This window comes from Vibrio sp. DW001 (assembly GCF_029016285.1).
Taxonomy (GTDB): Bacteria; Pseudomonadota; Gammaproteobacteria; order Enterobacterales; family Vibrionaceae; genus Vibrio.
Window position 1 is genome coordinate 1,191,364 of the sequence record NZ_CP091975.1, and the last position, 26,069, is coordinate 1,217,432.

Below are 26,069 nucleotides of genomic sequence, written 5' to 3' on the forward strand. Positions count from 1 at the left end.
TTTTCTTATGATCCCAACGCAACTAAATATGAAGTTAGGATCATAGATAATCAGTGGGTTAGTCTTTTTTTATCTCAGGAAATAGGCTAGCAATTGTCACCTTAACCTGTGGTGGAAAAATAACAATGGATGGTGTAATACTATTAACTTTACCAAAGTTCAGTACGAATACTGGTTGATTGTTATTTCTAAACTCAACAATACCTCCATCGACGAGAACTTCTAAATCAGTGACTGTTCCAATATGGCTGTAGGCCTCTGCATCATAGCCAAAAGTTAATGCTATTAAATTGTTGGCCAACTTTCTAACTTCAAGTAACGGTGATTGGTTAGCGAATAAAGCCAGTGTTATTGACTGACCTTCAATTAAAGAGTGGCATGCCATAATTATTCGAAATGTATTGGCTATCGGAGTAAACGAACCAGATTCTAAAGGCATTGATTGACTAAAACAATTTAGAACTTCCAAGGGCTCGTTGCGAATCAAGCCAGAATTATTAATATATACTTCGCATGGTAAAGTCATCAATTCTCTAGCACCATCCGAAACACCAAATTCTAAAATCCGACCCGAAGCTAAACTTAACATTCTTCGCGTAGTACCTAATTCACTTGTACGCACTACCTCTATTAATTTGTTGTCACAGAGATGATATTTGATATAAGACTTTCTATTAGAGCTTTGGATATATGCAGTAAGAAGTATGACTAAATTATCACCATCGGATAATGACTTGCCTACGTCAAGGCGAACACTCTTTACATCCTGTGGTAATAGTCCATCCACTGTGGTTTTCGTAATTATCTTATTTTCCGAAGAATAGATGTAAAGTACCAGAGAGTCTGAACTTTTTAACAACGATGCTTGTGTGCAGCTAACGGTATCATTGGCAATGCCTATCACCGCACCTTCTATCTTGGGGTCAAAAGGCAACGGTGCATCCTGTAATAATGGCCAAATTTTATCATCATAGTCCCAATAGTTGGCACAAAGGGTTCCGGTGTCATTGTGATAAAAAACCATATAGTTTTCATTAGAGATACCGGGAAATCTGCCAAGTACATTGTTGACGTCACAATAAATACCAATGGGATGATAGGCATTCGCATTGAGTAAAATTACTGACTGATGTTCCCAATGCACCATATCTAATGACACAGCGTGACCAACACTTCTGTCCGTGATTTGGTTAGTAGGACTGAATAAATAAAAAAGATGGTAACGATTATTTGAAAACTTTAATGCTAAAGGTTTTATGAAAGTACCGACGGCTGAGAGCAGATGCATGACTCGATCCTCTTCTATTATATTACCCAAATAGTATACCCATACATAAAATAAGGGAACTGTCTAATCTAACTTGTTGTTTTTATTGGTATATTGGTGGCATGTTATTTGCTTTATATTGAGTGGAACTTTTAATGATGTTATATGAGGGATACATGAGTCACAACATACTTACTTCAAAAATTCGATCTGACAACGTTTTAGTTAAATTAAACTGTTCTTCTCAGGATGAAGTTATAGGTCGCTTAGCTGATAGGTTGCAAGAGCAAGGAATTGTTAAGGATAGTTTTCGAGATGCAGTCATAGCTAGAGAAAATGTTTACGCAACCGGTCTTGATACGGGCAATATTTGCGTTGCTATTCCTCATACCGATCGTCAACATGTTCTTCATGACGGGATAGCGGTGGCGACACTTGAGAACCCAGTTGCATTTGTGGCAATGGGCACAGAAGACTCTATCTTAAAGGTGCAAGTGATATTTATGTTGGCAATCTCTTCTGACGATAAACAAATAGATACGCTCCAAGCTATTATGGGATTGGTGCAACACCAATCATTGTTGGAAAAAATGATCGAAGTAGAAAGTTCTTCAGAGTTATTGAATATAATAAGTAATTATTGTGACTGACCTCAATATGACTTATTTTCAGTGAGATAGCCTAAGACGTCGAAATGTAATTCTGTTTATATCAATGATAGATTGCATACCATGTTTGAATGTTAGCAAGTGAACCATATTTATGGTGTATCAATTTGTCGATAATGAATTGATATGAATCATGACTAGTTATTGGAAAATGATGTGTAAGGGAACAGGGATGAAACGGGTTAATGAGGTTGTCAATTATATTTATACGGTAGAGTCAATGGTTGACCGCTATAAAGGCTACTCAGGTGTTGCGACTCAAGATATTGCCAATGCACTTCATCTTCGCCGGAATAATGTGAGTAGTCTTCTGAATGATTTAGTGCATCGCAACATAATATTTAAAACGAAGAGCAGGCCAGTATGTTATGTCAGTCAGAAGCTTATTCAACGCTTGGACCTCGAAAACTATATAGAGGATGAAAGTGTCATTCGATTGGACCACCCTGAATTGAATGAAACTAATTCTCTTTCCTTTAATAGCCTTATCGGAGTGAAAGGTTCTTTACTGAAATCAATTGAAACAGCTCGAGCTGCAATTGCTTATCCACCTCATGGTTTACACTCAATTATATTTGGGGAAAGTGGTGTTGGTAAGTCGTTATTTGCACATTGTATGCATGACTTTTATCAAACTCATACTGAAAAACGTGTTCCTTTTGTGCATTTCAACTGTGCGGATTATCATCAAAATCCACAGTTATTACTTTCTCACCTTTTTGGACATGTAAAAGGTGCATATAGTGGGGCAGATCAAGAGCGTGAGGGGTTGGTAGCAAAAGCGAATGGAGGCATTCTATTTTTGGATGAAATTCATCGGCTACCACCAGATGGACAGGAAATGTTATTCTCTCTTATTGATAACAAAACGTATTCTAAACTTGGATCAGAAAACCTTATTCAATGTCAGGTACTTTTGATTTCAGCGACGACAGTCTCTCCAGAAAAAGCGCTGTTGAAAACATTTTTGCGTCGCATACCTGTAACAATCACGTTACCTCGGTTGAATGAAAAAAGTTTTGATGAGCTGTTCGAATTAATACGCTATCTGTTCGCAAAGCAAGCTCAGCATATTCAAAAGGATATAATAGTAAAGAGGGAGGTCATCAATAACCTAATAAAATACCTTCCATCTGGTGCTATTGGCCAATTGAGCTCCGACATAAAACAGACCTGTGCTAATGCGCTTCTATTAGATAATAATACATCTGATTTTCTAACGATTTCGAATGAAAATATTCCAATGTCGATTAGTAAGCAAAAATTCACAGAAACTTCAATTCAAGATATATATCTGTCTAATACGGGTATCGACCCAAAACTGACCGATATCAAGGTTATTGATAAACTGGAAGCGATTGGAGCGTGTGCTTCGGACCAACAGCGCAAGATATTGATTGCAGACTACTATACCTATCTACATTCCATGTATAGCTTGTCTAATCAAGATATGAGGCAAATTAATGGTTATGTTGATACCAATATCATCGATTTATGTAGAAAATTAAATGCGTTAGCTCGTGAAATAAATCCTTCTGATATCCGATATAACTTGATAAGTATACTTTCGATGCACTTACATATGCTCTCTTTTTGTAATAAGGATCTAGGAGAAAAAGCATCGAAAATATGTAGAGATTCTCCCATAGAACATAGAATTCATACACTATGTAACGAACATCAACTGTTCTTGCCAGCTCATCATGTTCAATTACTGCTTGAACTTATTAATGAAGGATCTAGGTCAACGATAAAGTCAAGAATAGGCGTCATTATAGTGTGTCATGGTATCGGCGTTGCTTCTAATATTGCCAAGGTATGTAATACCTTGTTTGATACCACGTTTATGCAAGCTATCGATATCCCTTTGGATCATTCGATTAAGGATCATTTCGACGAGATTAAGTCAAAGATTTGCTCTATCGACCAAGGGAAAGGCGTGGCTATCTTGGCTGATATGGGGTCGACAACCTCAATTGCCCAATCTATCAATGACATGACAGGCATTAAAACCGTCTGTTTTAGTAATATGTCAACACCGCTGGCCTTGGAAGTATTGCGTCGCACCCTATATGAAGATGATAGTATTGAAGAGCTTAGGGCTCACTTTGAAAAAGAACAAGGCCCCTGTGTCACTGTCAAATCTGACGCAATTCTTTCAATTTGTACTACAGGTATTGGTTCGAGCGAATTTATTACCCAAAAATTGCAAAACATAATTATTTTGTCTGAAAGGACCGACGTGAAAGTAGTCACGTTAGGGCTTTCTGATCTTCAGCAAGGTTCTGTGACATTCAAATCAGTTTTAGAAAACAGTAATATTTTATTTGCAGTAGGGACCGTTGCTCCGGAGCTGGACGTACCGTTTTATTCGATATCAGAGTTGTTTTCAGATCACGGTGAATCTACTTTTACTCAAATGTTAAAAAATCAAACCATAGAGCAATCAATATATGATGATTGTTTTGATATTCTGTCCGATTACATTATGTATTTAAATCCCAAACAGGTTATTCGCCATGTAAAGAGTTACATCGACAGTAATGATTATATATCGATGGTTAGTGACGACATCAAGCTCAAGCTTGTTTTACATATTAGTGGCATGATTGAACGTCTGACTCATAATAGTGCCGACAATCCTATTTCGGTTCCAGCCGGTGATTTTTCGCTAGAACAAACTAGACAGAATATAGAACTTATAGAGCTCGCTTATAAGATTGAAATTAGTGACATTGAATTAAGTTACATTACACAGATTGCATTTCATAGTTAAAGGAAAACAACAATAATGATTAAAAATATCGTTGATATAACAGCAAGTGACGGGATTCATGCCCGCCCGGCAGCTACGTTAGTTAAGTCGTGTAGTAAAATGGATTCGGATATTCACATTACACATAACGGTAATAAATGTAGCGCAAAGAGCATGATGGCCGTACTCAGAATGGGAATAAAAAGAGGATCACAAATCGAACTAGAAGTTGCAGGAGGAGATGAAAACCAAAATATGCAAACGTTGATGGCTGTGTTTAACACTCAAATAAATATATAGAAACTATGTAGCTGCATTTATAGAATTTAAAATAAAAGCATACAACATAAACATAAAAAAGGTCACGATAGATTCATTCGATCGTGATCTTTTTTATTACCAGTTACATTATTTTTTATCGATATTTTTAGTACTTTTGCCTCTCTTTGGTTATATATGTATGAGTTTCTAAAAGAAGTGAGGAACAAAAATTAAATTAATGATGTATATAAATAATGGGCAAGTTAGAGTCGGATAAAAAATAGTAATACGAATAATACGTAATATATTAGCAGACACTGGGCATTTATAAGTGTATCTATATAAGTCATTGAAAAATAATGTAATTACTTGGCATCTAATTTGCAATATAGAAGGTGAAATCTATTATTAGATGCTTATTATTAATTGAGGTACCTATGGAATTTTTAAATTGGTTTATGGGGTTGGGCTCGATAGTTGTACTACCTGCCCTAATCTTAGTGTTTGGTCTCATGTTAGGAACGAAGCCTAACAAGGCTATTATGTCGGCGTTAACTGTTGGGATAGGTTTTGTTGGGTTGAACTTAGTTATTGGTTTATTGGGTGAAAGTATTGGCCCTGCGGCACAACAAATGGTTGAACGCATGGGCTTAGAGTTAACGGTAATTGATGTTGGTTGGCCTGCCGCTGCTGCAATATCATATGGCACAGCATTAGGCGGACTCGCTATACCTATTGGCTTAGCACTTAATGTTGCATTGATTGTCGCGGGATTGACTCGTACGTTAAACGTGGATCTTTGGAACATTTGGCATGCTGCTTTTATTTCGTCGTTAATATATGCATTAACGAATGATATGAGTATTAGTATTGCGGCAACGTGTGTTTACATCATGATGATACTGCTGTTTGGTGATCTGCTTGGTCGTATAGTTAATCGTTTCTATGGTTTTCCAAATGTAACTTTCCCTCACGGTACTGCCATACCAGGGTTCATTTTCGCACTGCCATTCAATTGGTTATTTGATCGTATTCCGGTTCTCAAAAACTGGGAAGCGGATTCAGAAACTATTCAAAAGAAATTTGGTATTTTTGGACAATCAACAGTCATTGGTGCCTTGATTGGTTTGGTCATTGGTCTTCTTGCTGGATATGAGGCTGCTCAACTTGGTCAGCTCGCAATGAAAATGGCAGCGGTTATGATGTTAATGCCACGAATGGTTGCATTGCTTATGGAAGGTCTCACACCTATTTCCGAAGCTGCGAATGGATTTGTAAAAAGACGTTTTCCAGGTCGCGAACTCTATATAGGTTTGGATGCTGCGTTGTCGGTTGGACATCCAGCGGTTCTTTCGTCATCTCTTTTGCTTGTACCCATTACTATCTTTCTAGCCGTGATTTTACCTGGTAACACAACCTTACCATTTGGTGATTTAGCGACAATTCCATTCTTGGTCTGTTTAATGGCAGCGGTTTTCAAAGGTAACATTATCCGCACAGTAATTGCAGGCACCTTTTACATGGCGACCATATTGTATATCACATCTTGGGTTGCTCCATTAGTGACTCAAGCCGCGGTAGCCGCAAATTTTGATCTTCAAGGCAACACCACGATTACAGCGTTGGCTGAAGGTGGATTATGGACCACGTGGATGTATATCGGCTTAACCAAGTTATATAGCTGGGCAGGTATATTGAGTATAGGTGCAGTCGTGTTGGCGGGACTAGTTTACGTTAACAAGATTTTGCCGAAAAAACAGGCTCAAAGCAAACAGAGTGTTACCGAAGCACAATAATGTAAGTGAGGATTTATGAAAAAATTAATGATCATGTGTGGAACAGGGGTTGCAACATCAACGGTTGTAACAAATAAAGTCAAAGAATGGCTTGAAGAAGCGGGTCTGTCTAATAAGGTGCATCTCTATCAAGGTAAAGTCGCTGACGAGCTTGGCCGTATTGATGAATACGACATTATTATTAGCACCACGCTTGTCCCTACTAATATCCAAAACAAGGTGATCATGGGATTACCATTATTGACGGGAATGGGAGTGGATGAACTATTCGCGACTGTTCGTCAACAGATTGAATCGTGAGGATATTATGCTTGTAACTACATCAGAGATGTTTAAACAAGCAGAAATGGGCGGTTACGCCGTCCCATCTGCTAATTTTTTAGATTACAGAATGGCAAGTGCATTTGTTAAGAAAGCAGAATCATTAAACATGCCGTTAATACTTTCTTTTGCTCAGGTTCACACCAGTGTGTTGCCGCTTGAAGACGCTGCTGCCATTGGTCTTCACCTTGCTCGAAATGCAACCGTTCCGGTGGCTTTACATCTAGACCATGGGGAAGATGAAAAAACAATTGAAAAAGCGATAATGCTGGGTTTCACCTCGGTAATGATTGATGCATCAACCTGCGAATTTAATGAGAATATCGCCATTACAAAACGAGTGGTTGATTTGGCTCATTCACATGGTGTTGTTGTTGAGGCTGAACTTGGTCATGTTGGTTCAGGAGAAAGTCTCGAGGCACAAGAGGAGAGTGATTCAATCTATACCGATCCGAAACAAGCAGATTTATTCTGTAAAAAGACGGGTATAGATTCATTAGCTATATCGATTGGTACTGCACATGGTCATTATAAAGGCGTCCCCAAAATCAACTTTGAACGATTGGAGGAGGTACAAAAAGAAACTCGAACACCTTTAGTGCTCCATGGCGGTTCTTCGTCAGGAGATGAAAATTTACATAGATGTGCCAGGAATGGTATCTGCAAAATTAATATTTTTACGGATTTTATTACTGCAGCGCATAACGTAATCTATGAAGAAAAATTTGACGATATGATGGTATTGAATCAAGCCGTTTCAGAGACTTACGAAGAGACTCTTGGACACTGTTTTGGGGTTTTTGCCACTAAAAAATGGGAGGTATCAAATGAAACGAACGTTTAGTACTCCGTTTTTTACCCTAAATCCTAAAGCATATCTTTTTGGAAAAGAGTCATTGGAATTAGCACTGTATGCGGACACATTGGCTAATGAGTTGGATATTGATGTATTTTTCACAGCGCAGCATGTCGACATAGTGACTATAAAACAAGCAACATCAAGACTTATCGTTACAGCTCAGCACATCGATCCAATAAAACTGGGAAGAGGAATGGGGCATATTCTTCCTGAGAGCGTTAGAAATGCAGGCGCAGAAGCGACGTTTTTGAATCATGCCGAACATCCGTTAACCTTAGCTGAGCTCACCAAGGCAGTAGAAAGAGCCAATGATGTTGGGCTGATCACTATCGTGTGCGCTGATAGTTTAAAAGACGCTGAAATCATCGCTTACCTTGAACCGGATATTATGGTTTGTGAACAAACTGAATTGATTGGTACTGGTAAAACCGCGGATGCTCAATATATGCGAGATACCAACAGTATGATTAAGGCCATCTCACCAAATACACAAGTGCTTCAGGCTGCTGGGATAAGTACGCCAGATGATGTGTCTAAAGCTATCCAATCTGGAGCTGGAGGTACTGGAGGCACGAGTGGTATTGTGTGTGCTGATGACCCTAAAGCGGTATTGTTTACAATGCTGCAAGCCTTAAAAAAGGAGCGTAGATATGAAAGTATTTCATGAAACCATGAGTATAGAATCATGCGCAGGCCGAGTTTCATATCATAACGTTACCGACCAAGTGAAAAAAATAATTGAAAAGAGCGGTATCGTTGATGGCACAGTCTTAGTTCAAACGGCACATACCACTTGTTCGGTTATATTCGAGGAGTTTGTGCATGACCTTGATTTTAATGGTGATGAATTTCTGCACGTCGATATGAACCGCATTTTAGATAAAATAATTCCTAGGGAGTTGACGGAAAATGCTGACTATCGGTACCCAGGTCAACAACACCTTGATTTCTTAATGTCACTCAATGACCCCAACTACCCATGTGACTCTGGCACGATTTTGAATGCAGACGCTCATATTCGAGCATCGTTCTTTGGGCCCAGTGAACAGTTTATTGTCAAAGAGTGTGTGCCATTGATAGGAGAGGTTGGCTATATCTATTTTATTGATTTTGACCAAAATAGAGAACGTAGTCGAAAATGTCATGTGATGGTTATGGGGCAGTAGATTTACAGTTTTTTCTAGATTTTGATATCAATGATTCAGGTTATCATGCTGTTAATGAGTGATTTCATATCAGTATGGTAACTTGTTTCGTAATTGTACCTGATTGCTCGTCGGACAGGTTAGTTGAACACCTGACCATTATGTTTGAGCCAGCCATGTTTGTGTTTATTTCTTGGGTCGCGATGTGTCCAATGGATAATACCACCTCTATTATTCCACTCATACTCACCGTAAAACTCAACAACGTCTCCAGTTTCTAAGTTCGAAATACGCGGCGCTAAATCAATATTATGTGCCACCAAGAGAGTCTGACGATTAGACAGTTTCAATATAAATTTTTGATGCCTCGCCCCTTTAATATCGTCTGCCAATAAACGAATTACAGTACCCACGCCTTGGACTTGTACATCACTTTGTCGTGATTCAAATGCCTGCTGTAATTTACTATCATTGGACCAAGTGAAAAAAGAGGTTGCACTTAATACAACCAAGATCATCGTCAAAAATAACTTCATATCAATACCTTTCTACTGGTTGTATTTGATGTCGTTACGGAGTGTGCCAGTGCCGAACGGTTATGGTCAACAATAAATTGATCTTGGGTCGAGGGCCTATAAAAAAGAGGTGTCTAATTTTTGTGTTAGTAAGGATGTATGCTGGACAAATTAAACATCGGTATAACAAGGAACCTTAGATAACGATAAGACAAGAGGGTTTAAAGATACGGATGCCAATAAACGTGTAAATTCAATAAGGATCGAATCGGGAGTAATAACTACAATTCGTGTAATGGTAACTTATAGCTATGTACTAAATATGATAGACACAGATATGGTTATTATTTTATATCTCAGTGGTTGATTTCACGTAACTGTCTGCTGACAAAAATTGCAATCGAAGGGAAGGTCGGTAGGTAAATGTTGAATGTCGGGATAAAAATAAATATTGAGTCAGACCTTACTAGAGTGTGTTTGCTTTACTACCCGCTCCAACACAATAGTAAGGTCGCATTCGAATTATTTTTCTAGTGTAAGGAAATAATCGAAAATTTCTGGAACATTACCGTTGCCCATGCCTGCATCGAAGGCAGCCTGAAGATTGGCAGAGGTACCTTCAGCAATCTCAGCTCGCGTACCTAAGTCTTTAACCATCTCGAGGAAATAGCCTAGATCTTTGTTGGCATTGCCAATAGAGAAGCCTAAGTCACTCACGCCGTCTACAGCATAGTTCTTACAGAACTGCATGAAAGGCGAATTTGACGGACCAGTAGACATAATCTCAAACAGTTGTTGACGGTCAACACCAGCTTGGGCAGCCACAGCGAAAGCTTGAGACATGGTGCAGACCGTAGTCATACCCATAAAATTATTGATTAGTTTGGTTGTGTGACCAGCGCCTAACGCACCTAGATTGAAAATATTTTCGCCAAGCACGTCGAGGACAGGCTTAACCTTGTCGAAGGTCGCCGGATCACCAGAGGCCATGATGTTTAGCAATCCGTCTTTTGCATGAGCGGGTGTGCGGCCTAATGGAGCGTCAATCATGCCTGCCCCTTTTTTGGCTAGCTCAGCACCGATCTTACGAGTAGATGCAGGGATAGATGTTCCGAAGTCGATAAGTACAGAGCCTTCTTTCATGCCAGCGAGTATGCCGTCTTCGGCATAAACCAGTTTTTCAACAATAGCTGATGTAGTGAGGCAAAGCATCACAATGTCGCTAGCCGCGGCTAGTTCAGCTGGTGAAGTTGCTTCGGTAGCGCCGCGAGCGACAACCGCCGCAACGGCATCTTTATTAAGATCCATTACAATCGGTTCAAATCCGTTTTTTTGTAAGCACTCAACCATGTTGCTGCCCATAAGGCCGAGACCGATGAAACCTATAACTGGTTTTGTCATGTTTAACTCCTAAATATCTTATTGTATGCTTGTATTATTATATAGTATACGCCTACTTGTATTTAAGCAATCCTTGAATGATGTGAAATTATTGAAAGGTTGAGTTACTTAGTGGTATTGAGGAAATAAATCGCGGGAAATTCAGAAATTAAACTCTATTTTGGCTTAGCAAAAGAGCAGCATACCAACTCGACATTAACCCACCCTTAACCCACCCAGTGTTATGGTTTGCTCATATCTTTGGAGCTACGCTTCATTGTTGATCTACACATGTCTCTATCTGAATCAGTTGAGCATGGTTATATTTGCTATTAATCCCCTTAGTTTTTAAGGAAAAACGCCATGAAAAATTGTCCATTTTGTGGAAGTTGTATGCTAAATGTTGAGCAAAAAAGAGGTGCTTGGAACAATGCGGAGGTTGAACTGCACGTGATCTGTTCAGATTGTGCTTCTTCAGCCCCGATTTATATCTGGAATAAACGGAATGAAGAAGTAGAGCAACCAAAATTGGCTGTCATTAGATAATCGCCATGCCTCCGTTTAGAGGGTGAGATCTAGAGGCTTGATAAACTAAAGTTACGCAAGCCATTTTTAGCCGTTGTGGTCAGAACGTTAAACGGTAGTGGCTGATCTAGCCTGTATTGCAATAAACAGTGCTTTTTGGTATTGGGTGAAATCAGAGTCTACTAATATATTTCCATTGTCCAAGAACTTAATTTTTTCTCTGTCCAAAGCTCAATAATTATTGGTTCTAGGGCGGCCATTATTCTTCGAAAATCATCCTCCGTTTTACTGTCGTTGAACCAGTTTTTGACTGAATCTTGATTAAATTCAAGTTGTTTTAGGTTACCTGAATTGGTAAGAACTTCTTCACCATCAGACGCTAATTGTTCGCTAGTCAGTTTTATTTGTGATTCGAAGTACTGTTCGCCCGCTTTGTATAAATTCCAATCATCCAATCTTGTTGCTACTCGTTCCATTGAATTATCCTATCCAATTTTTGTTGGGGTAATTATGAAATCATACTCTTCATGTTAAGTATGAGATTAACCTCACAACATAATCAGCTTTCATTTTGGGATTGTAGAAATGTAGCATCCTTCAAAAAATGGTTAATTGTTGCCAGAGTCTAATGACCAAATTGACCTTAATATCGAGGTCTTTTATTTTGATCTACTTTCGCTTTGATAGAAGCACTCTCGATAGATATCAAACAACAAATAAGTACCCGTCCCCTAAGCTATGCCTTATTCACCCTCGGAGACACATGAAACGTAACTTGTGTAACTCGCTCCTCCTGAAAAAGTCGAACCGTTAGATAGAAGCATCGTGTCGTAATTAGATGGTGAAGCGCTTTGCGTGTTTGACCAGTAAGGCGCATCAGTGGGCCAACCTAACGTTGCCATGTCGCCTTTGTCTTGGAATAAGCCTTCTAATGCGGGGTTCTTAGATGCATCGTGGCTACCAATTTCTGCAATCGTTGCTGTTTTCCAGTCTGTTTTTCCAGCGAATTTCATTCGTGCTAAATCGGTACACCAACGATCATATTGACCGTTGATACCATGACTACCCGCTATGTTTCTTTGGTCAAATAGACCAAATGCTTCGCCATAGGCACTATCTTGAACAGTGGCTGAGTAATTGCGTCCATCGTTAGCACTATCTATGCCCATGCTTTGTTTATACCCGAGCCTTTGTAATACAGCAACGCTGGGTGTCGATGTGAATAATAAGGTTTTTCCTGCTACGGTCGCTGACGCTATCTTCAAACAACCACCCGCCGCGTCGATATTAACATCATTGATACCGCCTCCGGGTATAATCGAAGCGTCATCCAATGGTAAGTTAACGTCATGATTACACACTGATGATGCGGTAACAGTAAGGTTGGCTTCGTCGCTGACAATGCCATCTAATTTTGCAATCACGCGGGTACTGCCTTCATTCTTTGGGGATATATGACCCGAGTGAATGTCAGCAATATCCGAAGAGGTTATTGACCAGTCCACCTCGTCAGTAATGTCAACTTCGGTTCCATCTGAATACTTTCCAATTGCTTGATAGTTTGTTTGTGTCGACAGTTTTACCATAGGAATATAGGTAAGTGAGGTAGGTGCAATAACAATCTCATAGAGTGACGAATCGACCACAATACTAGTAGGTGGCAAATCTTTGTTATCAGTTGCGTTGCTATAGGTTTCAGAATTTGAATGGCATCCAGCTAATACTAAAATGATAGCGATGTAGCCTAGATTTGGTATGGAGTTGTACTTACTCATAGAGAACTGCTCTCAATATTCAAATGGAATTCACATCTTGTGTCGCAGACGCTTATCGATGGCAGTGATGGTAATGAAAATGAGAAATATGGTATGTAGGAATTAGCTGATAATGAAAAATATGGAGCGAGAAATGCCAATGGGACATATAGTCTAACGAAACGGGGTGTGAGTTTTTGATAAATGGATGGTGTAAGAGGTTAATCGTGTTGATTTTATAGATTATTAGTTAAGTTAAAAATGAGCGATAGGTGTCGGATAAACGATACCTATCGCAATGTACTAGTTGATCAATTCAATCTTGTTGAAATCGATATCGTTCCCTTTAGGTGAACGTTCAATCTCGCTAACTTTACGAAAGTGATACAATAAAATATATCCAAAGCAACCTAAAATTAACGCAATTGCCAATGCTCCGACCCATTGAATCTGAAGGAAATCTAATTTGAATAGCAGTGTTAATCCGCTGAGTAAAACCACATTACCGATCATGTAGCGTACTTTACCAAACCGCTGTACTGTTAGGTTTAGGTTGTCGGTATATAAACGAACCAATGAATCAAGTGAGTTGATAACAAATGTCATCCCAACCAAGACCATTGCGAGGTTGTAGAAGCCAGCAACAGGTATTGCGTTGGCGCTGTAGTAATAAAGAACACTGAACCAAATAGCGATTGGAATAGACGGGAATACCATCATAGAAACCAATACTTGGTAGGTTTTGAGACCACTGACAAAACGAGCGGTAAATTGGCCGATCATGATGCTCCATGCAAACCACCAATAAAGGTAGAATTCGTGGTAGTCGTTAAGCGGTAATACAAATTTATGCAGATTAGTAAAGTAACCGCCTAAAAGACTTAGTGTGGTAAAAAATTCGCCAACACTAGAATTATCCGATAAAAATGCACCAGACCACATCAACGCGATCAAGCCCATGAATAACCAACTGCTTCCTAAGCTTAGAATTCTGACGTAGCGGATACTTGTACTTGAGTACACGGCGACAGCAATGATGGCAAGTACCACTAAATAGAAGCTACCTATGATGGTCTCTCCATCACCTAACTCGGGTAGATACCACGGCAAGTTAACCAGCAATAGGTAAGCGGTAAACGCGCACGTACCAATAATAACCATGTTATTAATCAGTTTGATTAACGGTATCTCGAAGAATTTGACCCTTGGCTCAATAACACAGAAGTAAAAACAGGTTAAGAAATAGAAGGCCCAAATGAAGAATGCCCAAAAGCCAAACTCTATGGCCAACGGATTAGTAAAAGAGTATTCAGGGCTGGTGGCTAAATCGGCATAACCAGCGAACTCGGTTAGTGGGAACATGATCAGTCCAACGTCTAAACCAGAGGTAAAGAGGATGGCGATAAAGGTAAATTTGCGCACGGGAGTGACGCCAATACACTTCATGTTGCCCCAACGGTAAAGGACAAACACGATAGCGGCAAAGGTAAATAAAATACCTATGGATAACCAAGTAGTCATTATTTGGCCTCCGTGGGGTTGATACGAGCAAACATAATTATTTCCTTGATTTATGTTTTGATGCTATGTCCCAATTTTTTAAGACGGCACGTGCCATCAGGCCTTAAGTATCGTTTTGACGATAGTTAAAACCTGATAAATTGAACATAGTTACGGCGACCATTTGCGAACATCGCATAAGTTGGTCGTATTAATCATACTTTCTATGAACGAATGTTTTCGTTAGGTATAGGGTAGTGAATGCACTCCTTGGTTAGGGTAAATGTTTATCGCTTAGGGTTTTGTAATCGCTGGCTTGTTTGCCAATCCGATGCAGTAACCACCTGAGCCGTACTTGGTTCTAATAGCTCTTTCCCCAAAATAATATCCGCGGCGCGCTCAGCGACCATAATGGTCGGTGAATTAAGGTTACCGTTAGGGATAGTGGGGAATATTGAAGAATCAACAACGCGTAGACTGTCGATACCGTGAACCTTGGTTTCAGAGTTCACTACGGACATTGAGTCTTCACCCATTTTGCAGGAACAAGACGGATGATAGGCACTTTCAACAGAGCGTCTAACAAACTGATCGATCTCTGAATCGGTCTTCACGGTTAGCCCGGGCTGAATTTCTTCGCCCCGATATTCGTCTAGTCCAGGTTGATTTATGATCTCGCGAGTCAGACGTACGCAGGCTCTAAACCCTTCGATGTCATCTTGGTGAGACAGATAATTAAATTGGATTTTCGGGGCAATATGAGGGTCGTTTGACGAAACCTTAATGGTACCTCGGCTTTTGGGTTTGTTATGGCCAATGTGAACCTGAAAACCATGACCTGAAAAAGCTTCTTTACCGTCGTATCGCATCGCGGCGGGCAAGAAGTGATATTGGAGATCTGGCCATTCTAAATTTGCTTTAGAACGGATAAACCCACAAGACTCAAAATGATTGGTTGCACCAAGTCCGGACTTGTCGAATATCCAGCGAGTACCAATTAACAATTTGCTAAATGGGCCAAGTTTTCCGTTCAATGATATTGGTTTTAAGCATTTAAACTGGAAGTAAAACTCTAGGTGGTCCTGAAGGTTTTCGCCCACACCCGGTAATTCATGAACCTGTTCAATTCCGGCATTTTTTAATGTATCAGATGCACCTATACCAGATAGTTGTAGTATATGAGGGGAACCAACTGAGCCAGCGGAAAGCACCACTTCTTTATTGCAACGTATATCAATTATTTGATTCTTGCGTTCGTATCGAACACCAATGGCGCTTTTACCTTCGAGCAGAATTTTGTGCACAAGCGCGTGAGTAACCACCGTCAAGTTATTACGCTTCAAGGCTGGTTTCAGATAGGCATTTGCTGTTGACCAACGGACACCATCTTTTACCGTCATGTGCATTGGACCAAACCCTTCTTGCTGTTCGGCATTGTAATCGGCCGTGGCCAAATACCCTGCATCTTTACCCGCTTCAACAAATGCTTGATATAACGGGTTTTTCATATTGTTGCCGTTATTTACCGCTAGAGGGCCGAGGTCGCCTCGATAGTCGTTAGCACCGAATGACCATGTTTCCGCTTTTTTGAAATAGGGTAGGCAATGCGAATAGTCCCAATCAACTGCTCCATGTTTCTGCCATTCGTCGAAATCACGGGCATGACCGCGCACATAGACCATGCCGTTGATGGATGAAGACCCTCCTAACACTTTTCCGCGAGGGCAGTGCATATGACGGTTATCCAAAAACGGTTCAGCTTCGGTCTTAAATTGCCAAGCGTATTTTTCTGTGTTCATCGGGATAGATAATGCTGTGGGCATCTGAATGAAAATGCTTTTGTCACTGCCGCCTGTTTCTAGTAACAAGACGTTATTGCTTGGGTCGGCGGATAAACGGTTCGCGAGTACGCACCCCGCGCTTCCTGCCCCTACAATGATGTAGTCATAATTTGCGTTGGTCATTGTCATTCCTTAAAACGGGCTATCAAGTGATTGCATACCAACATATACGGCCTTGATTTGAGTGTATGCTTTTAAGGTCTCACTGCCATTTTCTCGTCCGATGCCAGACATTTTATAGCCACCTACCGGCATTTCTGCAGGTGAAGCACCATAAGCATTGATCCAGCAAATCCCTGCTTGTATTTGATGAATAACGCGGTGGGCACGACTAATGTCTTGGGTAAATATGCCAGCCGCTAATCCTAAGCGTGTGCTGTTTGCACGACGAATTACTTCGTCCTCATCGGCAAATGTGAGTACCGACATGACAGGGCCAAAGATTTCTTCTTTCGCGATGGTCATTTCATCGGTGCAGTCGGTGAAAACGGTCGGAGCAACAAAATATCCGTTAGGACAATCTTCTGGTTGCAGGGCGGTTCCGCCCGTAAGAAGTGTTGCACCCTCAGATTTGCCAATTTCAATGTAGTCGAGCACTTTTTGCTGATGATTTTTTGAAATGAGAGCCCCGAAATTGGTTTCTGCATTCATTGGGTCGCCGCAGATAATATTTTGTTCGGTACGCTCAATGAGACGTTTAATAAAATGCGGGTAAATGTCTTGTTGAACAAATACACGTGTACCGTTAGTACAAACTTCACCTTGCGTATAGAAGTTGCCGAGCATGGCAGCAGATATTGCATTTTCTATGTCAGCATCATTAAAGATGATTAGAGGAGATTTCCCACCTAATTCCATGGTCACTTCTTTAAGTGAGTTGGCGGCGGCAGCCATGACCTTTTTACCTGTACCCACTTCCCCAGTGAATGAAATTTTTGCTATGTCCTCGTGCTCTGTTAGCCACGCACCGACACGACCATCACCTTGAACAACGTTAAACACACCATCGGGTAAACCAGCCTGCGTGAATATCTCGGCCAAGCGCATTGCACCTCTCGGCGTTTCTTCTGATGGCTTAAAGATCATAGCGTTCCCACAAGCCAAGGCTGGTGCAGCTTTCCAACAAGCGATCTGCAAAGGGTAGTTCCACGCGCCGATACCCGCGCAAATGCCAAGCGGTTCGCGGCGTGTGTAATAAAAGTCATCACCAACAGTTTGTTGATTGCCTTCTATACTTGGGGCTAAGCCTGCGAAGAACTCGATTGAATCTGCACCGGTAACCACATCAACAACCGAGGCTTCTTGCCAAGGTTTGCCGGTATCAAGTACTTCACCTGCGGCAAGCTCGTCATTATAGTCGCGTAATAAAGCGACGGCTTTTAAGAGAATACGACTCCGTTCGATCGGCGTCATTTTTGACCATGTGGCAAATCCAGATTTAGCACTTTCTATTACGGCTTGTTGTATGACTTCGTTGGCGGTCTCAACTAAGTAGCTTATTTGGCCTGTCGCGGGGTTAATGACTTCAAATGTTTCACCCGTATTATTAGATAGATATTGACCGTGTACATAGTTCTGATAAACAACTAACGATGACATTAAGTTTCCTTGTACTTTAAGACCACAACATCAAATGGATTGCAGTGATTTATTCGTTGAAATTAGAGAGAAAATGCACTTTTTCAAGTGAACGTGACATCGGGTAAACTCTAAATTAGTTAGAATACTAATTATTATTGTTCTAATGATCAAGTGGGTTTGGACTATTAACTTAATTATATACTTGCTAATCTATAGTTAACTAATTGTTTTTAAAATATTTAGTTGATTTATAGTGCGCTTACCTTAAACCAATAAACTGGACTACTTACAGTTAAATCATTTGAGTTGTAATCATTTGAGTTGTAATCATTTGATCGAGGTCATGATGGCTGGTCGTTAATTTGGTTAGATTCCGTAATAATCAAGTTAACTTGGTTCGATGGGTGAAAAAAAGTTATTTATCTTGTAGTAGGAGTTGAAAGATCGATGGTGAGCACATTTAGTTGCCAAGAAGCATTGCCGACAATGCCAGTTCCAGATTTACACGATACATGCAATAGGCTTTTAGAGTGGGCTGAGCCGTTATTGACAGAAGAAGAGCGAACAAGTGCGAAAATCGTTGTAGAGCAGTTTCTTCTTTCTGGTGGAGAAGGTGAAAGACTACAAAATGAGCTGTGTGATTGGAGTGATCGTGATGATATTTCCAATTGGTCTGCATCTGCTTGGAAAGATCTCTATCTGGAATCGCGCGGGTCTTTGGTCATTAATAGCAATGTATTTTATTACCTTAAAAGTAAGCTAGATGAAAAGGTGTGTAAACAAGCGACTATCGCTGCTGCTTTCATTGTTAGTGTCTACAGGTTTATCGATTTGATTGACAAACATGATCTCAATGTCGATATGCAAAAAGAGATGCCGCTTTGCATGAATCAATATAGCAACATTTTCTCTTCAATCAGAATACCAAAAAATGGAACCGATGAGTTTAAAGTGTCTTCATCTAGGCAGCATATTATTGTCCTGCAGAATCAACATATCTATAAAATCAATATTATCGACGAAAAAGGCAATATTCGATCCCCATCTGCTATCGAATTCGATCTTGAATGCATTTTGTCTGCCTCGGATAAAGGACAAAATATAGGCTTGCTAACTACAATGCCGCGCGATCTCTGGGCAGAACGCAGAGCAGAATTGCTCGATATATCTTCGAGCAATAAAGAGGCCATGACCGTTATTGAAGAGGCGGTTTTTGCGTTGTGTTTGGATGAGAATAAGCCGGAAGCGATAACCGAAATCTCAAAACAATTGTTGCACGGTACAGGCAGCAATCGTTATTTTGATAAATCGGTACAATTTATTGTGTTTGCCAACGGGAAAACCGGAATAAACTTCGAGCATACCGGGGTGGATGGTTCGGTTATGCTTCGTTTGATTGCGCATATATATGACTCGATTGATGCGGTTATTTTTGACGAAAGCGATCGTGAAGAAACAAAATATAACGCGGTCTCATCGAATGTCGAAGACATTAAATTTGAGCTAGATGATACTTTGTGCCACATGGTACAAGACGCAGGCGACCGATTCATTCAGCATACGGCCAATACTCAAACGAGGGTGCTAAATTTTTCTCATTTTGGCAAAAATCAAATAAAACAATTTGGTGTGAGTCCAGATGCGTTTGTTCAGTTGGCGTTACAGTTGGCAGAATATAAGCTGTATGGTAAATGTTACAGCGCTTATGAGGCTGTAATGACTCGAACATTTCTTGATGGTCGCATCGATGTTTTGTACACCGTCACTCCCGAGTCGATGGCGTTTATTCGGAATGTAGATTCGTCAAACAGTAGTGTGCAAGAAAAACAACACTTACTGCGACAAGCGCTACAGAAGCACATTGCACGGGCCCATGAGTGTAGGGTTGGTAATGGGGTATACACGCATCTTCTTGCGTTAAAGTATCGGTATAAAATAGCCGGCCGTTCTATTGGTCTAAATACGCTACCAACATTGTTTACAGATACGGGCTATCAAGCATTAACCCATAGTGTCGTTTGTACAAGTACAACGTCCGAATATGGTGTTGATCTCGCGGGGTATGGGCCTATTGTCGATGATGGTTACGGGATCCGATATTTTACGAGAAACGATGGCATATGTTTCAACATGACGAGTCGAACTCAAATGCGGGAAAATTTGGATAAAATGGTGACTTACGTCGAACAATCTCTCATAGAAATGGCAGAATTGATGCGTGAAAAAACAGCGTAATGATGAGGAAGCATGATTAAGTTGGCTATCAACTAAAGACAAAACGAATTTAATATGAAATATTGTCAGTAATATTTATTAAATGATAAGTAAAGGAACGATGTAAATGGAATTTTCTAAACTCGGTAGCAGTGATATCTTGGTGTCACGAGTATGTTTAGGTAGTATGACGTGGGGTCTGCAGAACAATCAACAAGATGCAAATCGGCAGATAGAGTATGCGATAGGTGAGGGAATAAATTTTATCGATACTGCTGAAATGTATGCCGTTCCTCCTTCACCAGACACCTACGGAAAAACAGAGACCATTATTGGCAACTGGCTTGCTGATAACCCGCATCGTCGAAAAGAACTTATTATCGCAACTAAGATCGCCGGTCCAGGTATACCATGGGTGAGAGAAGGTGGTCCTATCACTGGTGATGCGGTTATTGCCGCTGTAGATGCCTCCCTCCAACGGTTACAAACCGATTACATCGACCTTTATCAATTGCATTGGCCGAATCGTACTTCGCCTCATTTTGGTAAACATCTGCCCAATAAAATCTCTTTTAGTGAGTTTGACGCCAAACAACAAGAGGCGCAGATGCTCGATATTCTGCAAGGGTTAGCTAAGTGTGTGAAAGCGGGGAAAATTCGTCACTGTGGATTATCAGACGATACACCATGGGGGGTCAATACCTACCTAAAACTGAGTGAAAAATATGACCTTCCACGTATGGTTGCAATTCAAAATGAGTTTAACTTGCTTCATGCTAAAGATTGGCCTTATCTAATCGAAAATTGTGTTCACGAGGACATTGCTTATTTGCCTTGGTCTCCACTCGCGAGTGGTATGCTTAGTGGAAAGTATTTAGACGGAAAGCGTCCAGAAGGCAGTCGTTGGACATATATGCAACGCAATGGGATTTTCCGTGATACGCCAATAGCGGGCAGCGCGATTAAAGAGTATATGGCGATTGCAGTTGCACACGATTTTACACCTAGTCAGTTAGCGTTAGCGTGGTGTAACCAAGTAGATGGTGTTACCTCTACAATTATTGGTGCGACATCTATGGATCAGCTTAAAGAAAACATTCGTGCTTTTTCTAAGCCGTTAAATCAAGAAATATTGACGAATATTGATGGTGTATTGAGAACCTACCCAGCGCCGTATTAAGCCTTTCTAGTGTCGAATTAAGGTGATGTAGAAAAGAGCATCGAATTGATCCGCTGCTCTTTTAGACATTATCTACCTACTGCAGCCACATCTTTAACGGTTTGAAGCCAATTATGTTGTTGCTCTCGGTCTGATAAAATAACCGAGCCAAATAAGTTATGTTCGGCCTTGCTAACCCCACTAAATTGAAGCGTAAACTGATCCAGTTGTTGCATGATGGGTTGTGCTTGTTCTGTTGCATAGTCAGACGGTGCGTCCATCGTTAAGATGAGCCTTGAGGTTTTACCTTTCAGTAACTGCACGGGTTCTGGGTTGTCATCTTCAAATTTAAATGCAAATCCTGGCAAAAACGTGCGATCAAATAAGCCTTTCAATTTCGCGGGTAATCCCCCCCACCAAATCGGCGCAACGATAACAATATGGTCTGCTATTAGAACGGATTGTTGAAACTCAATTAGACCCGGTTCCAATGGTTGTATCTCGTCGTAACCATTCTCTAAGCTTGGATTAAAATTCATCTCTGAAAGATTGAAGCGAGACACTTGATACTTTTTACTCGCTTCGTCCTCATAGGTATCACTCAACTGTTTGGCAAAACTGGCTTCTTTTGGATTGCCGTTCATTAATAGAATATTTCTCATCATTACTTCCTTATTTAAGTAGTGACGAATATTTTATTCTCTCCCCTTAAGGGAAGAGTCAAGCGTATTAGAAGAAAAATTCATCGCATCGATGCATTTCTCCACATTTCTTACCTTACGAGAGATAGCCAACATCTCTGCCTGCAGTTCATTTTTGACTTCTATAAGAAATTGGTTGATGCGAGCCCAGTCGATTTCGCCATCATGGTAAACGATCACGTTTTTTAATCTCGCTAATGTAACACCCAGTTTTTTAGCCTCAGAAATTAGACCGAGAATCTCAATATCTGTGTTCGTGTAGACTCGGTAACGGCCTTGCCGCAATGGCGACCGAATAAGTCCTCTCTCTTCGTAGAATCTGATCGCTTTTATGGATAATCCGGTTCTTTTTGAGACCTCACCAATAAACATATTTTTGCACTCTTTGTATTCGAGTTTTAACTTATTATCCTTGTCGCTCTCTTCTGAGTGATTTAAGACGGTTGTAAATAAGGTAATAAAGCTTCAATTTTCTCGATGTTTTCATATGCAATGGAGTATTGCATCGCATCAAAGTTGGTGTCGGCAACGACTTTGATTTTTCGCTTCAATGCAATTAACGCCAAGAAGATCAGAGAACCGACAGGCACACTGCCACCACTTGATGATGTGGTAGAAACCGTTGAATTGGGCTCTGAGGTTTCGTCATCGTTTATCTCATAAGCGTCTCGCTGATCGCCTGTTATTGTGTAATCTGGCGTTACTTCTCCAGCAAGCACTTCAGATATCCAATTTTCATAATCTGACACCTCGGTAAATACGGATGTGTCGTTGGTTGTTGCGTTGTAACAACTAGTCCAGCCGTAACTTGTGATACCCGCTTGAACATATTTAGCGTTGCTATCATCGTACCAATATAGTGGCCCACCAGAGTCACCGGAACAAGTGGAGTTATTTACACCTGTGTCATCGTTTTCCTCGCCAGACATGCAAAGCTGTGATTCGCTGATGTTGTCGAAACTGCATAGGTTCGCAGTGTTATAAGTTAACGTTGTTTGAAGCAGCTCTTCTTCGTCACCTGATTCAGTCAATCCATGGCCTACGGCGACAAATTTTTCACCTATAGAGCGATATTCTACGGACTGAGTACCTGTTGCGCGAGTGATATAATCGGCGTCACTTATGTTCATCGTTTCAACAAGTTTTATCACCGCGATATCATTTGGCCATGAGGTATCATCGTTATAGGAAGTGTCGTCATAATCACTGTGTACGTAGAATTCAGAGGCTCTAATAATTTGTACTGTTGCATCTATAAATTCTTGTTCATTTTCCATCTGTGGGACAACCGAGGTATAAACGAGATACTCTTCGTTTAAAGAACCATTTCCATCAAACAAGCAATGTGCAGCAGTTAGTACATGCTCATTATCAAGAATAGATGCGCCACAATATAGGCCATATGTACCGCTATAGTCTATTGCATCGTAATATAAGCTGGCAATTGACGGCCAGTCTCCGTCGGTACCAGTGGTGGTTTCTTCACCATTATATATGAAGCTAGATATACTCGAAGCGACAGAAATTGGCGTGTTAAGAATGACGGAAAACAAGACAAAAATAAGTCTAATACCAAATCCAACCATGTTGAGATAACCCTTAGAATAAACTTAGTCAGTATGAATAAGGATTGTGGAGTAAATTTGAAGATTATAATTAATCTGCTGGATCAATTTAAGACAGCCTGCAAATGACTTAACATCAACGTTCTGAACCATTTATAGGCATCGTTTTCTCGGTTCCTTTTGTGTTGAATTAAAAATAGATCTACATAGAGCTCCGTTTGCTGCTCAAAAGAGTATACCGGATGTAATTGTGACGACATTTGGAAATGATTTAGATGCAAATTTGACCCAAATAATAGGGCGTCAGTAGATTGTGCTACCTCAAGTAGTATCTGTGTCTGACTGCTTCTTAAGGCGGGTTTTTTGAAGGTATCAGAAAGCTCGAGTAGCTTTTGAATCGGTGATGAAAAGGCATTCAACTGATTCTCTTCAACATTCATACTGATGAAAGGGTAATTGAGTAGCTGTACCATCTTTGGGGCATCACCGTCAAAAAGAGGGTGTCCCTTTCGCGCGTAAAGTATGGGATAAATACTACCGATGTGTTCAGAGAAATATTTATGACTACTTTCCCGAGTGTAGTGCATAGTAAAGTCGATCTCACCAGCATCAAGTAAGGGGAAGGGATTGGACTTAATATTTGATTCTGTGATTGACACTTTTGGTGCTACTTTCATTATGTCTGTTGCCAAACGAGGCATTAAAAAGGAGGCGATGTAAGTAGGCACAGATAGATTAAAAGTAATTTCACTATCAGAGGGGTCAAACTCTTTTGGCACAATTAGGTGGTGTAGGTCGCTTAGTAGCGGGGCAATCAATAATTCCAATTCTATTGCTTTAGGGGTAGGAGAAATACCACTTGAGGTTCTAATAAACAGATCGTCTGCAAACATAGTTCGTAGTTTTGCCAACGTCCTACTCATTGCTGATTGGGATACAAACAATTGTTCCGCGGCTCTTGAAACGTTGCGTTCTTTCAGGAGTACTTTAAGTGACACCAGTAGATTGAGGTCAACACGAGATAATTCAAACTCTACGCTTCTTTTCATTTCAGGCATTATCCAAATTTAGCATAATTGCTTGTAAGAATAAGTCAGAATGTGAATTTTAAAAAGGTGAGGAATGTGAGTAAAACGAATGTCCGTTTGGATTGAGCCATGTTGGTGGTGTTGACCAACATGGCTATTAGTACGTAATGTTATTTCGTGCTACTTGGTTACTGTCGGTAATACACGTAGCTCACCGGAGCGAACTTGTTCACTTGGCATGTAGTGACGTACACCAAGATTAAACACGCCAGAAGGATTCTTCGTTTCGATATTATTGATGGCGTTTACACCACAACCAAAAGAGACGGTGTAAGAACCATTGGCGTTCTGAGCGGCCGTATGTGAATTCATGTTGGCGACATCATTGAACATAAAACCGGCTTTGTCGTAGACAGTAATAGACCAAAATGCCTTGTTTTTAGGGTTTTCAAAGGTTGCTGTATGACAAGTATCCGCTGGATAATTCCCCGACACTTCATACACATTATCAATGGTCTGAGCACCGCCCCAACCAATGGCCGCCCCTACTTGATATTTTTCTAATGTAAATTCGTCGTTGCTTTTATCTGTTGGGGAAGTAAACATGCCATTGAGAGCGGCATAACCATCACGTTCATTAATCTCAGGCATTTTTGCTTTCAGGCTGTTTTCGACTTTTCCGATTGAATCAAAATCGAACCTGTCTGCAGAGAAAGGCGTAGATGAACCTGCGTTAATTTTCATGGCGTCTTGAATTGCAACAACGTCCTTTTTATCTAAGCGAGAGTCAAGACGGACGACAAGGTAGACAAAATTCCCAGTATGCGTTGTTACTTTGAAGGTGCCTGCCCCATAGGTCATTGCTTGTATTCTATGGTCTTCAGTCACAGGTTGTACCGATACATACATGCCATCAGGCACTTCCGGTACTGTGTAAGTTGCCCCTTCCGATACATTGACAACAGCCATAGAGTAATAGGTGTCGCGATTCATTCGCACGACGGGTTGGTTGACAGTAGGTGTTAATTCGCGCTTGTGCTGAAATTTGTTAATACCGCCTGTTTTTTCTTGGACGATAACCATCTGACGATGAGTCTCTGCCGTAGGGTAATTACTTTCAGTAATAGGAATGAGTTTTTGAGAGTTCCCGTTTGCTATAGCTGGTGTCGCGATAATAATACTCAGAGCAATGTAGGTAAGTACTGATTTCATAATAGATCTCACGTCAGTTAAG

24 protein-coding genes are annotated in these 26,069 nt (G+C 40.5%); 11 read left to right on the forward strand and 13 right to left on the reverse strand.

What is annotated here, in order from left to right:
• Nucleotides 1-58: 58 nt before the first annotated feature.
• Nucleotides 59-1,288 carry a hypothetical protein gene (locus tag L3V77_RS05740; protein WP_275136143.1) on the reverse strand — a complete coding sequence of 410 codons (1,230 nt, stop codon included), beginning with the start codon at nt 1,286-1,288 and terminating at the stop codon, nt 59-61.
• 155 nt (nt 1,289-1,443) lie between these two features.
• Here L3V77_RS05740 and L3V77_RS05745 point away from each other — a divergent pair, with 155 nt between their 5' ends.
• The 8 genes from L3V77_RS05745 to L3V77_RS05780 all read left to right on the forward strand — a co-directional run bounded on the left by L3V77_RS05745 (nt 1,444) and on the right by L3V77_RS05780 (nt 9,093).
• Nucleotides 1,444-1,917 carry a PTS sugar transporter subunit IIA gene (locus L3V77_RS05745; RefSeq protein WP_275136144.1) on the forward strand — a complete coding sequence of 158 codons (474 nt, stop codon included), beginning with the start codon at nt 1,444-1,446 and terminating at the stop codon, nt 1,915-1,917.
• A 190-nt stretch (nt 1,918-2,107) separates the two neighbouring features.
• Nucleotides 2,108-4,711: a sigma 54-interacting transcriptional regulator gene (locus L3V77_RS05750; RefSeq protein ID WP_275136145.1), complete on the forward strand. Its 2,604-nt coding sequence runs from the start codon at nt 2,108-2,110 to the stop codon at nt 4,709-4,711.
• Nucleotides 4,712-4,726: 15 nt separating this feature from the next.
• Nucleotides 4,727-4,990, forward strand: a complete 264-nt coding sequence (locus tag L3V77_RS05755) for an HPr family phosphocarrier protein (RefSeq protein ID WP_275136146.1) — start codon at nt 4,727-4,729, stop codon at nt 4,988-4,990.
• Nucleotides 4,991-5,388: 398 nt separating this feature from the next.
• Complete coding sequence (locus L3V77_RS05760) at nt 5,389-6,747, forward strand: PTS transporter subunit IIC (RefSeq protein ID WP_275136147.1); 1,359 nt, start codon at nt 5,389-5,391, stop codon at nt 6,745-6,747.
• A 15-nt stretch (nt 6,748-6,762) separates the two neighbouring features.
• Nucleotides 6,763-7,047, forward strand: coding sequence for a PTS sugar transporter subunit IIB (locus tag L3V77_RS05765; protein ID WP_275136148.1), 285 nt, complete (start codon nt 6,763-6,765; stop codon nt 7,045-7,047).
• Nucleotides 7,048-7,054: 7 nt separating this feature from the next.
• A complete protein-coding gene (locus L3V77_RS05770; protein ID WP_275136149.1) occupies nt 7,055-7,912 on the forward strand; it encodes a class II fructose-bisphosphate aldolase in 858 nt (285 codons plus the stop codon).
• Nucleotides 7,896-8,594 carry a triose-phosphate isomerase gene (locus L3V77_RS05775; protein WP_275136150.1) on the forward strand — a complete coding sequence of 233 codons (699 nt, stop codon included), beginning with the start codon at nt 7,896-7,898 and terminating at the stop codon, nt 8,592-8,594. The genes L3V77_RS05770 and L3V77_RS05775 overlap by 17 nt, the downstream gene beginning before the upstream one ends.
• Complete coding sequence (locus tag L3V77_RS05780; protein ID WP_275136151.1) at nt 8,578-9,093, forward strand: YjbQ family protein; 516 nt, start codon at nt 8,578-8,580, stop codon at nt 9,091-9,093. Before L3V77_RS05775 ends, L3V77_RS05780 begins: the two co-directional genes overlap by 17 nt.
• A 119-nt stretch (nt 9,094-9,212) precedes the next feature.
• Here the strand turns inward: L3V77_RS05780 and L3V77_RS05785 are convergent, their stop codons facing one another.
• Both L3V77_RS05785 and L3V77_RS05790 read right to left on the reverse strand, forming a co-directional pair.
• The gene (locus L3V77_RS05785) at nt 9,213-9,608 is read right to left on the reverse strand and encodes a DUF3465 domain-containing protein (RefSeq protein ID WP_275136152.1); all 396 of its coding nucleotides are present in this window, start codon (nt 9,606-9,608) and stop codon (nt 9,213-9,215) included.
• A gap of 501 nt (nt 9,609-10,109) precedes the next feature.
• Nucleotides 10,110-10,988, reverse strand: coding sequence for an NAD(P)-dependent oxidoreductase (locus L3V77_RS05790; protein ID WP_275136153.1), 879 nt, complete (start codon nt 10,986-10,988; stop codon nt 10,110-10,112).
• A 342-nt stretch (nt 10,989-11,330) separates the two neighbouring features.
• Between L3V77_RS05790 and L3V77_RS05795 the strand changes: the two genes are divergently transcribed.
• Entirely contained in the window at nt 11,331-11,513 is a 183-nt protein-coding gene (locus L3V77_RS05795; RefSeq protein WP_275136154.1) for a hypothetical protein, read from the forward strand.
• Between the two features lie 161 nt (nt 11,514-11,674).
• Here L3V77_RS05795 and L3V77_RS05800 read toward each other — a convergent pair whose 3' ends face one another.
• From L3V77_RS05800 to betB, 5 genes are all read right to left on the reverse strand, one after another.
• Nucleotides 11,675-11,968: a hypothetical protein gene (locus tag L3V77_RS05800; RefSeq protein WP_275136155.1), complete on the reverse strand. Its 294-nt coding sequence runs from the start codon at nt 11,966-11,968 to the stop codon at nt 11,675-11,677.
• A 267-nt stretch (nt 11,969-12,235) separates the two neighbouring features.
• Nucleotides 12,236-13,267 (reverse strand): hypothetical protein, encoded by a 1,032-nt coding sequence (locus L3V77_RS05805; protein ID WP_275136156.1) that lies wholly within the window; start codon nt 13,265-13,267, stop codon nt 12,236-12,238.
• Between the two features lie 282 nt (nt 13,268-13,549).
• The gene (locus tag L3V77_RS05810) at nt 13,550-14,767 is read right to left on the reverse strand and encodes a hypothetical protein (RefSeq protein ID WP_275136157.1); all 1,218 of its coding nucleotides are present in this window, start codon (nt 14,765-14,767) and stop codon (nt 13,550-13,552) included.
• Between the two features lie 266 nt (nt 14,768-15,033).
• On the reverse strand, nt 15,034-16,710 hold the full coding sequence (betA, locus tag L3V77_RS05815) for a choline dehydrogenase (RefSeq protein WP_275136158.1): 1,677 nt from the start codon (nt 16,708-16,710) through the stop codon (nt 15,034-15,036).
• Between the two features lie 9 nt (nt 16,711-16,719).
• Entirely contained in the window at nt 16,720-18,186 is a 1,467-nt protein-coding gene (betB, locus tag L3V77_RS05820; RefSeq protein WP_275136159.1) for a betaine-aldehyde dehydrogenase, read from the reverse strand.
• A 429-nt stretch (nt 18,187-18,615) separates the two neighbouring features.
• On the opposite strand from betB, the gene L3V77_RS05825 reads away from it, so the two are divergent.
• Together L3V77_RS05825 and L3V77_RS05830 are read left to right on the forward strand one after the other, a co-directional pair.
• A complete protein-coding gene (locus L3V77_RS05825) occupies nt 18,616-20,403 on the forward strand; it encodes a choline/carnitine O-acyltransferase (RefSeq protein WP_275136160.1) in 1,788 nt (595 codons plus the stop codon).
• Between the two features lie 106 nt (nt 20,404-20,509).
• Nucleotides 20,510-21,562, forward strand: coding sequence for an aldo/keto reductase (locus L3V77_RS05830; protein WP_275136161.1), 1,053 nt, complete (start codon nt 20,510-20,512; stop codon nt 21,560-21,562).
• Between the two features lie 68 nt (nt 21,563-21,630).
• On the opposite strand, the gene L3V77_RS05835 is transcribed toward L3V77_RS05830, so the two are convergent.
• The 5 genes from L3V77_RS05835 to L3V77_RS05855 form a co-directional block, all read right to left on the reverse strand.
• Complete coding sequence (locus tag L3V77_RS05835; protein ID WP_275136162.1) at nt 21,631-22,206, reverse strand: NAD(P)H-dependent oxidoreductase; 576 nt, start codon at nt 22,204-22,206, stop codon at nt 21,631-21,633.
• Between the two features lie 30 nt (nt 22,207-22,236).
• A complete protein-coding gene (locus L3V77_RS05840) occupies nt 22,237-22,614 on the reverse strand; it encodes a MerR family transcriptional regulator (protein ID WP_275136163.1) in 378 nt (125 codons plus the stop codon).
• A gap of 62 nt (nt 22,615-22,676) precedes the next feature.
• Complete coding sequence (locus L3V77_RS05845) at nt 22,677-23,828, reverse strand: serine protease (RefSeq protein WP_275136164.1); 1,152 nt, start codon at nt 23,826-23,828, stop codon at nt 22,677-22,679.
• A gap of 83 nt (nt 23,829-23,911) precedes the next feature.
• Nucleotides 23,912-24,856 carry a LysR family transcriptional regulator gene (locus L3V77_RS05850; protein ID WP_275136165.1) on the reverse strand — a complete coding sequence of 315 codons (945 nt, stop codon included), beginning with the start codon at nt 24,854-24,856 and terminating at the stop codon, nt 23,912-23,914.
• A gap of 159 nt (nt 24,857-25,015) precedes the next feature.
• Nucleotides 25,016-26,047: a DUF1254 domain-containing protein gene (locus L3V77_RS05855; RefSeq protein ID WP_275136166.1), complete on the reverse strand. Its 1,032-nt coding sequence runs from the start codon at nt 26,045-26,047 to the stop codon at nt 25,016-25,018.
• Between the last annotated feature and the right edge of the window lie 22 nt (nt 26,048-26,069).

Bases quoted from the DNA above. Each gene is read 5' to 3' on its own strand.
- L3V77_RS05855 (WP_275136166.1), bottom strand. From the start codon at position 26,047: ATGAAATCAGTACTTACCTACATTGCTCTGAGTATTATTATCGCGACA.
- L3V77_RS05765 (WP_275136148.1), top strand. From the start codon at position 6,763: ATGAAAAAATTAATGATCATGTGTGGAACAGGGGTTGCAACATCAACG.
- L3V77_RS05800 (WP_275136155.1), bottom strand. From the start codon at position 11,968: ATGGAACGAGTAGCAACAAGATTGGATGATTGGAATTTATACAAAGCG.
- L3V77_RS05840 (WP_275136163.1), bottom strand. From the start codon at position 22,614: ATGTTTATTGGTGAGGTCTCAAAAAGAACCGGATTATCCATAAAAGCG.
- L3V77_RS05780 (WP_275136151.1), top strand. From the start codon at position 8,578: ATGAAAGTATTTCATGAAACCATGAGTATAGAATCATGCGCAGGCCGA.
- L3V77_RS05760 (WP_275136147.1), top strand. From the start codon at position 5,389: ATGGAATTTTTAAATTGGTTTATGGGGTTGGGCTCGATAGTTGTACTA.
- L3V77_RS05845 (WP_275136164.1), bottom strand. From the start codon at position 23,828: ATGGTTGGATTTGGTATTAGACTTATTTTTGTCTTGTTTTCCGTCATT.
- L3V77_RS05830 (WP_275136161.1), top strand. From the start codon at position 20,510: ATGGAATTTTCTAAACTCGGTAGCAGTGATATCTTGGTGTCACGAGTA.
- L3V77_RS05750 (WP_275136145.1), top strand. From the start codon at position 2,108: ATGAAACGGGTTAATGAGGTTGTCAATTATATTTATACGGTAGAGTCA.
- L3V77_RS05805 (WP_275136156.1), bottom strand. From the start codon at position 13,267: ATGAGTAAGTACAACTCCATACCAAATCTAGGCTACATCGCTATCATT.
- L3V77_RS05850 (WP_275136165.1), bottom strand. From the start codon at position 24,856: ATGAAAAGAAGCGTAGAGTTTGAATTATCTCGTGTTGACCTCAATCTA.
- L3V77_RS05755 (WP_275136146.1), top strand. From the start codon at position 4,727: ATGATTAAAAATATCGTTGATATAACAGCAAGTGACGGGATTCATGCC.
- L3V77_RS05795 (WP_275136154.1), top strand. From the start codon at position 11,331: ATGAAAAATTGTCCATTTTGTGGAAGTTGTATGCTAAATGTTGAGCAA.
- L3V77_RS05770 (WP_275136149.1), top strand. From the start codon at position 7,055: ATGCTTGTAACTACATCAGAGATGTTTAAACAAGCAGAAATGGGCGGT.
- L3V77_RS05810 (WP_275136157.1), bottom strand. From the start codon at position 14,767: ATGACTACTTGGTTATCCATAGGTATTTTATTTACCTTTGCCGCTATC.
- betA (WP_275136158.1), bottom strand. From the start codon at position 16,710: ATGACCAACGCAAATTATGACTACATCATTGTAGGGGCAGGAAGCGCG.
- L3V77_RS05740 (WP_275136143.1), bottom strand. From the start codon at position 1,288: ATGCATCTGCTCTCAGCCGTCGGTACTTTCATAAAACCTTTAGCATTA.
- L3V77_RS05745 (WP_275136144.1), top strand. From the start codon at position 1,444: ATGAGTCACAACATACTTACTTCAAAAATTCGATCTGACAACGTTTTA.
- L3V77_RS05775 (WP_275136150.1), top strand. From the start codon at position 7,896: ATGAAACGAACGTTTAGTACTCCGTTTTTTACCCTAAATCCTAAAGCA.
- L3V77_RS05825 (WP_275136160.1), top strand. From the start codon at position 18,616: ATGGTGAGCACATTTAGTTGCCAAGAAGCATTGCCGACAATGCCAGTT.
- L3V77_RS05835 (WP_275136162.1), bottom strand. From the start codon at position 22,206: ATGATGAGAAATATTCTATTAATGAACGGCAATCCAAAAGAAGCCAGT.
- betB (WP_275136159.1), bottom strand. From the start codon at position 18,186: ATGTCATCGTTAGTTGTTTATCAGAACTATGTACACGGTCAATATCTA.
- L3V77_RS05785 (WP_275136152.1), bottom strand. From the start codon at position 9,608: ATGAAGTTATTTTTGACGATGATCTTGGTTGTATTAAGTGCAACCTCT.
- L3V77_RS05790 (WP_275136153.1), bottom strand. From the start codon at position 10,988: ATGACAAAACCAGTTATAGGTTTCATCGGTCTCGGCCTTATGGGCAGC.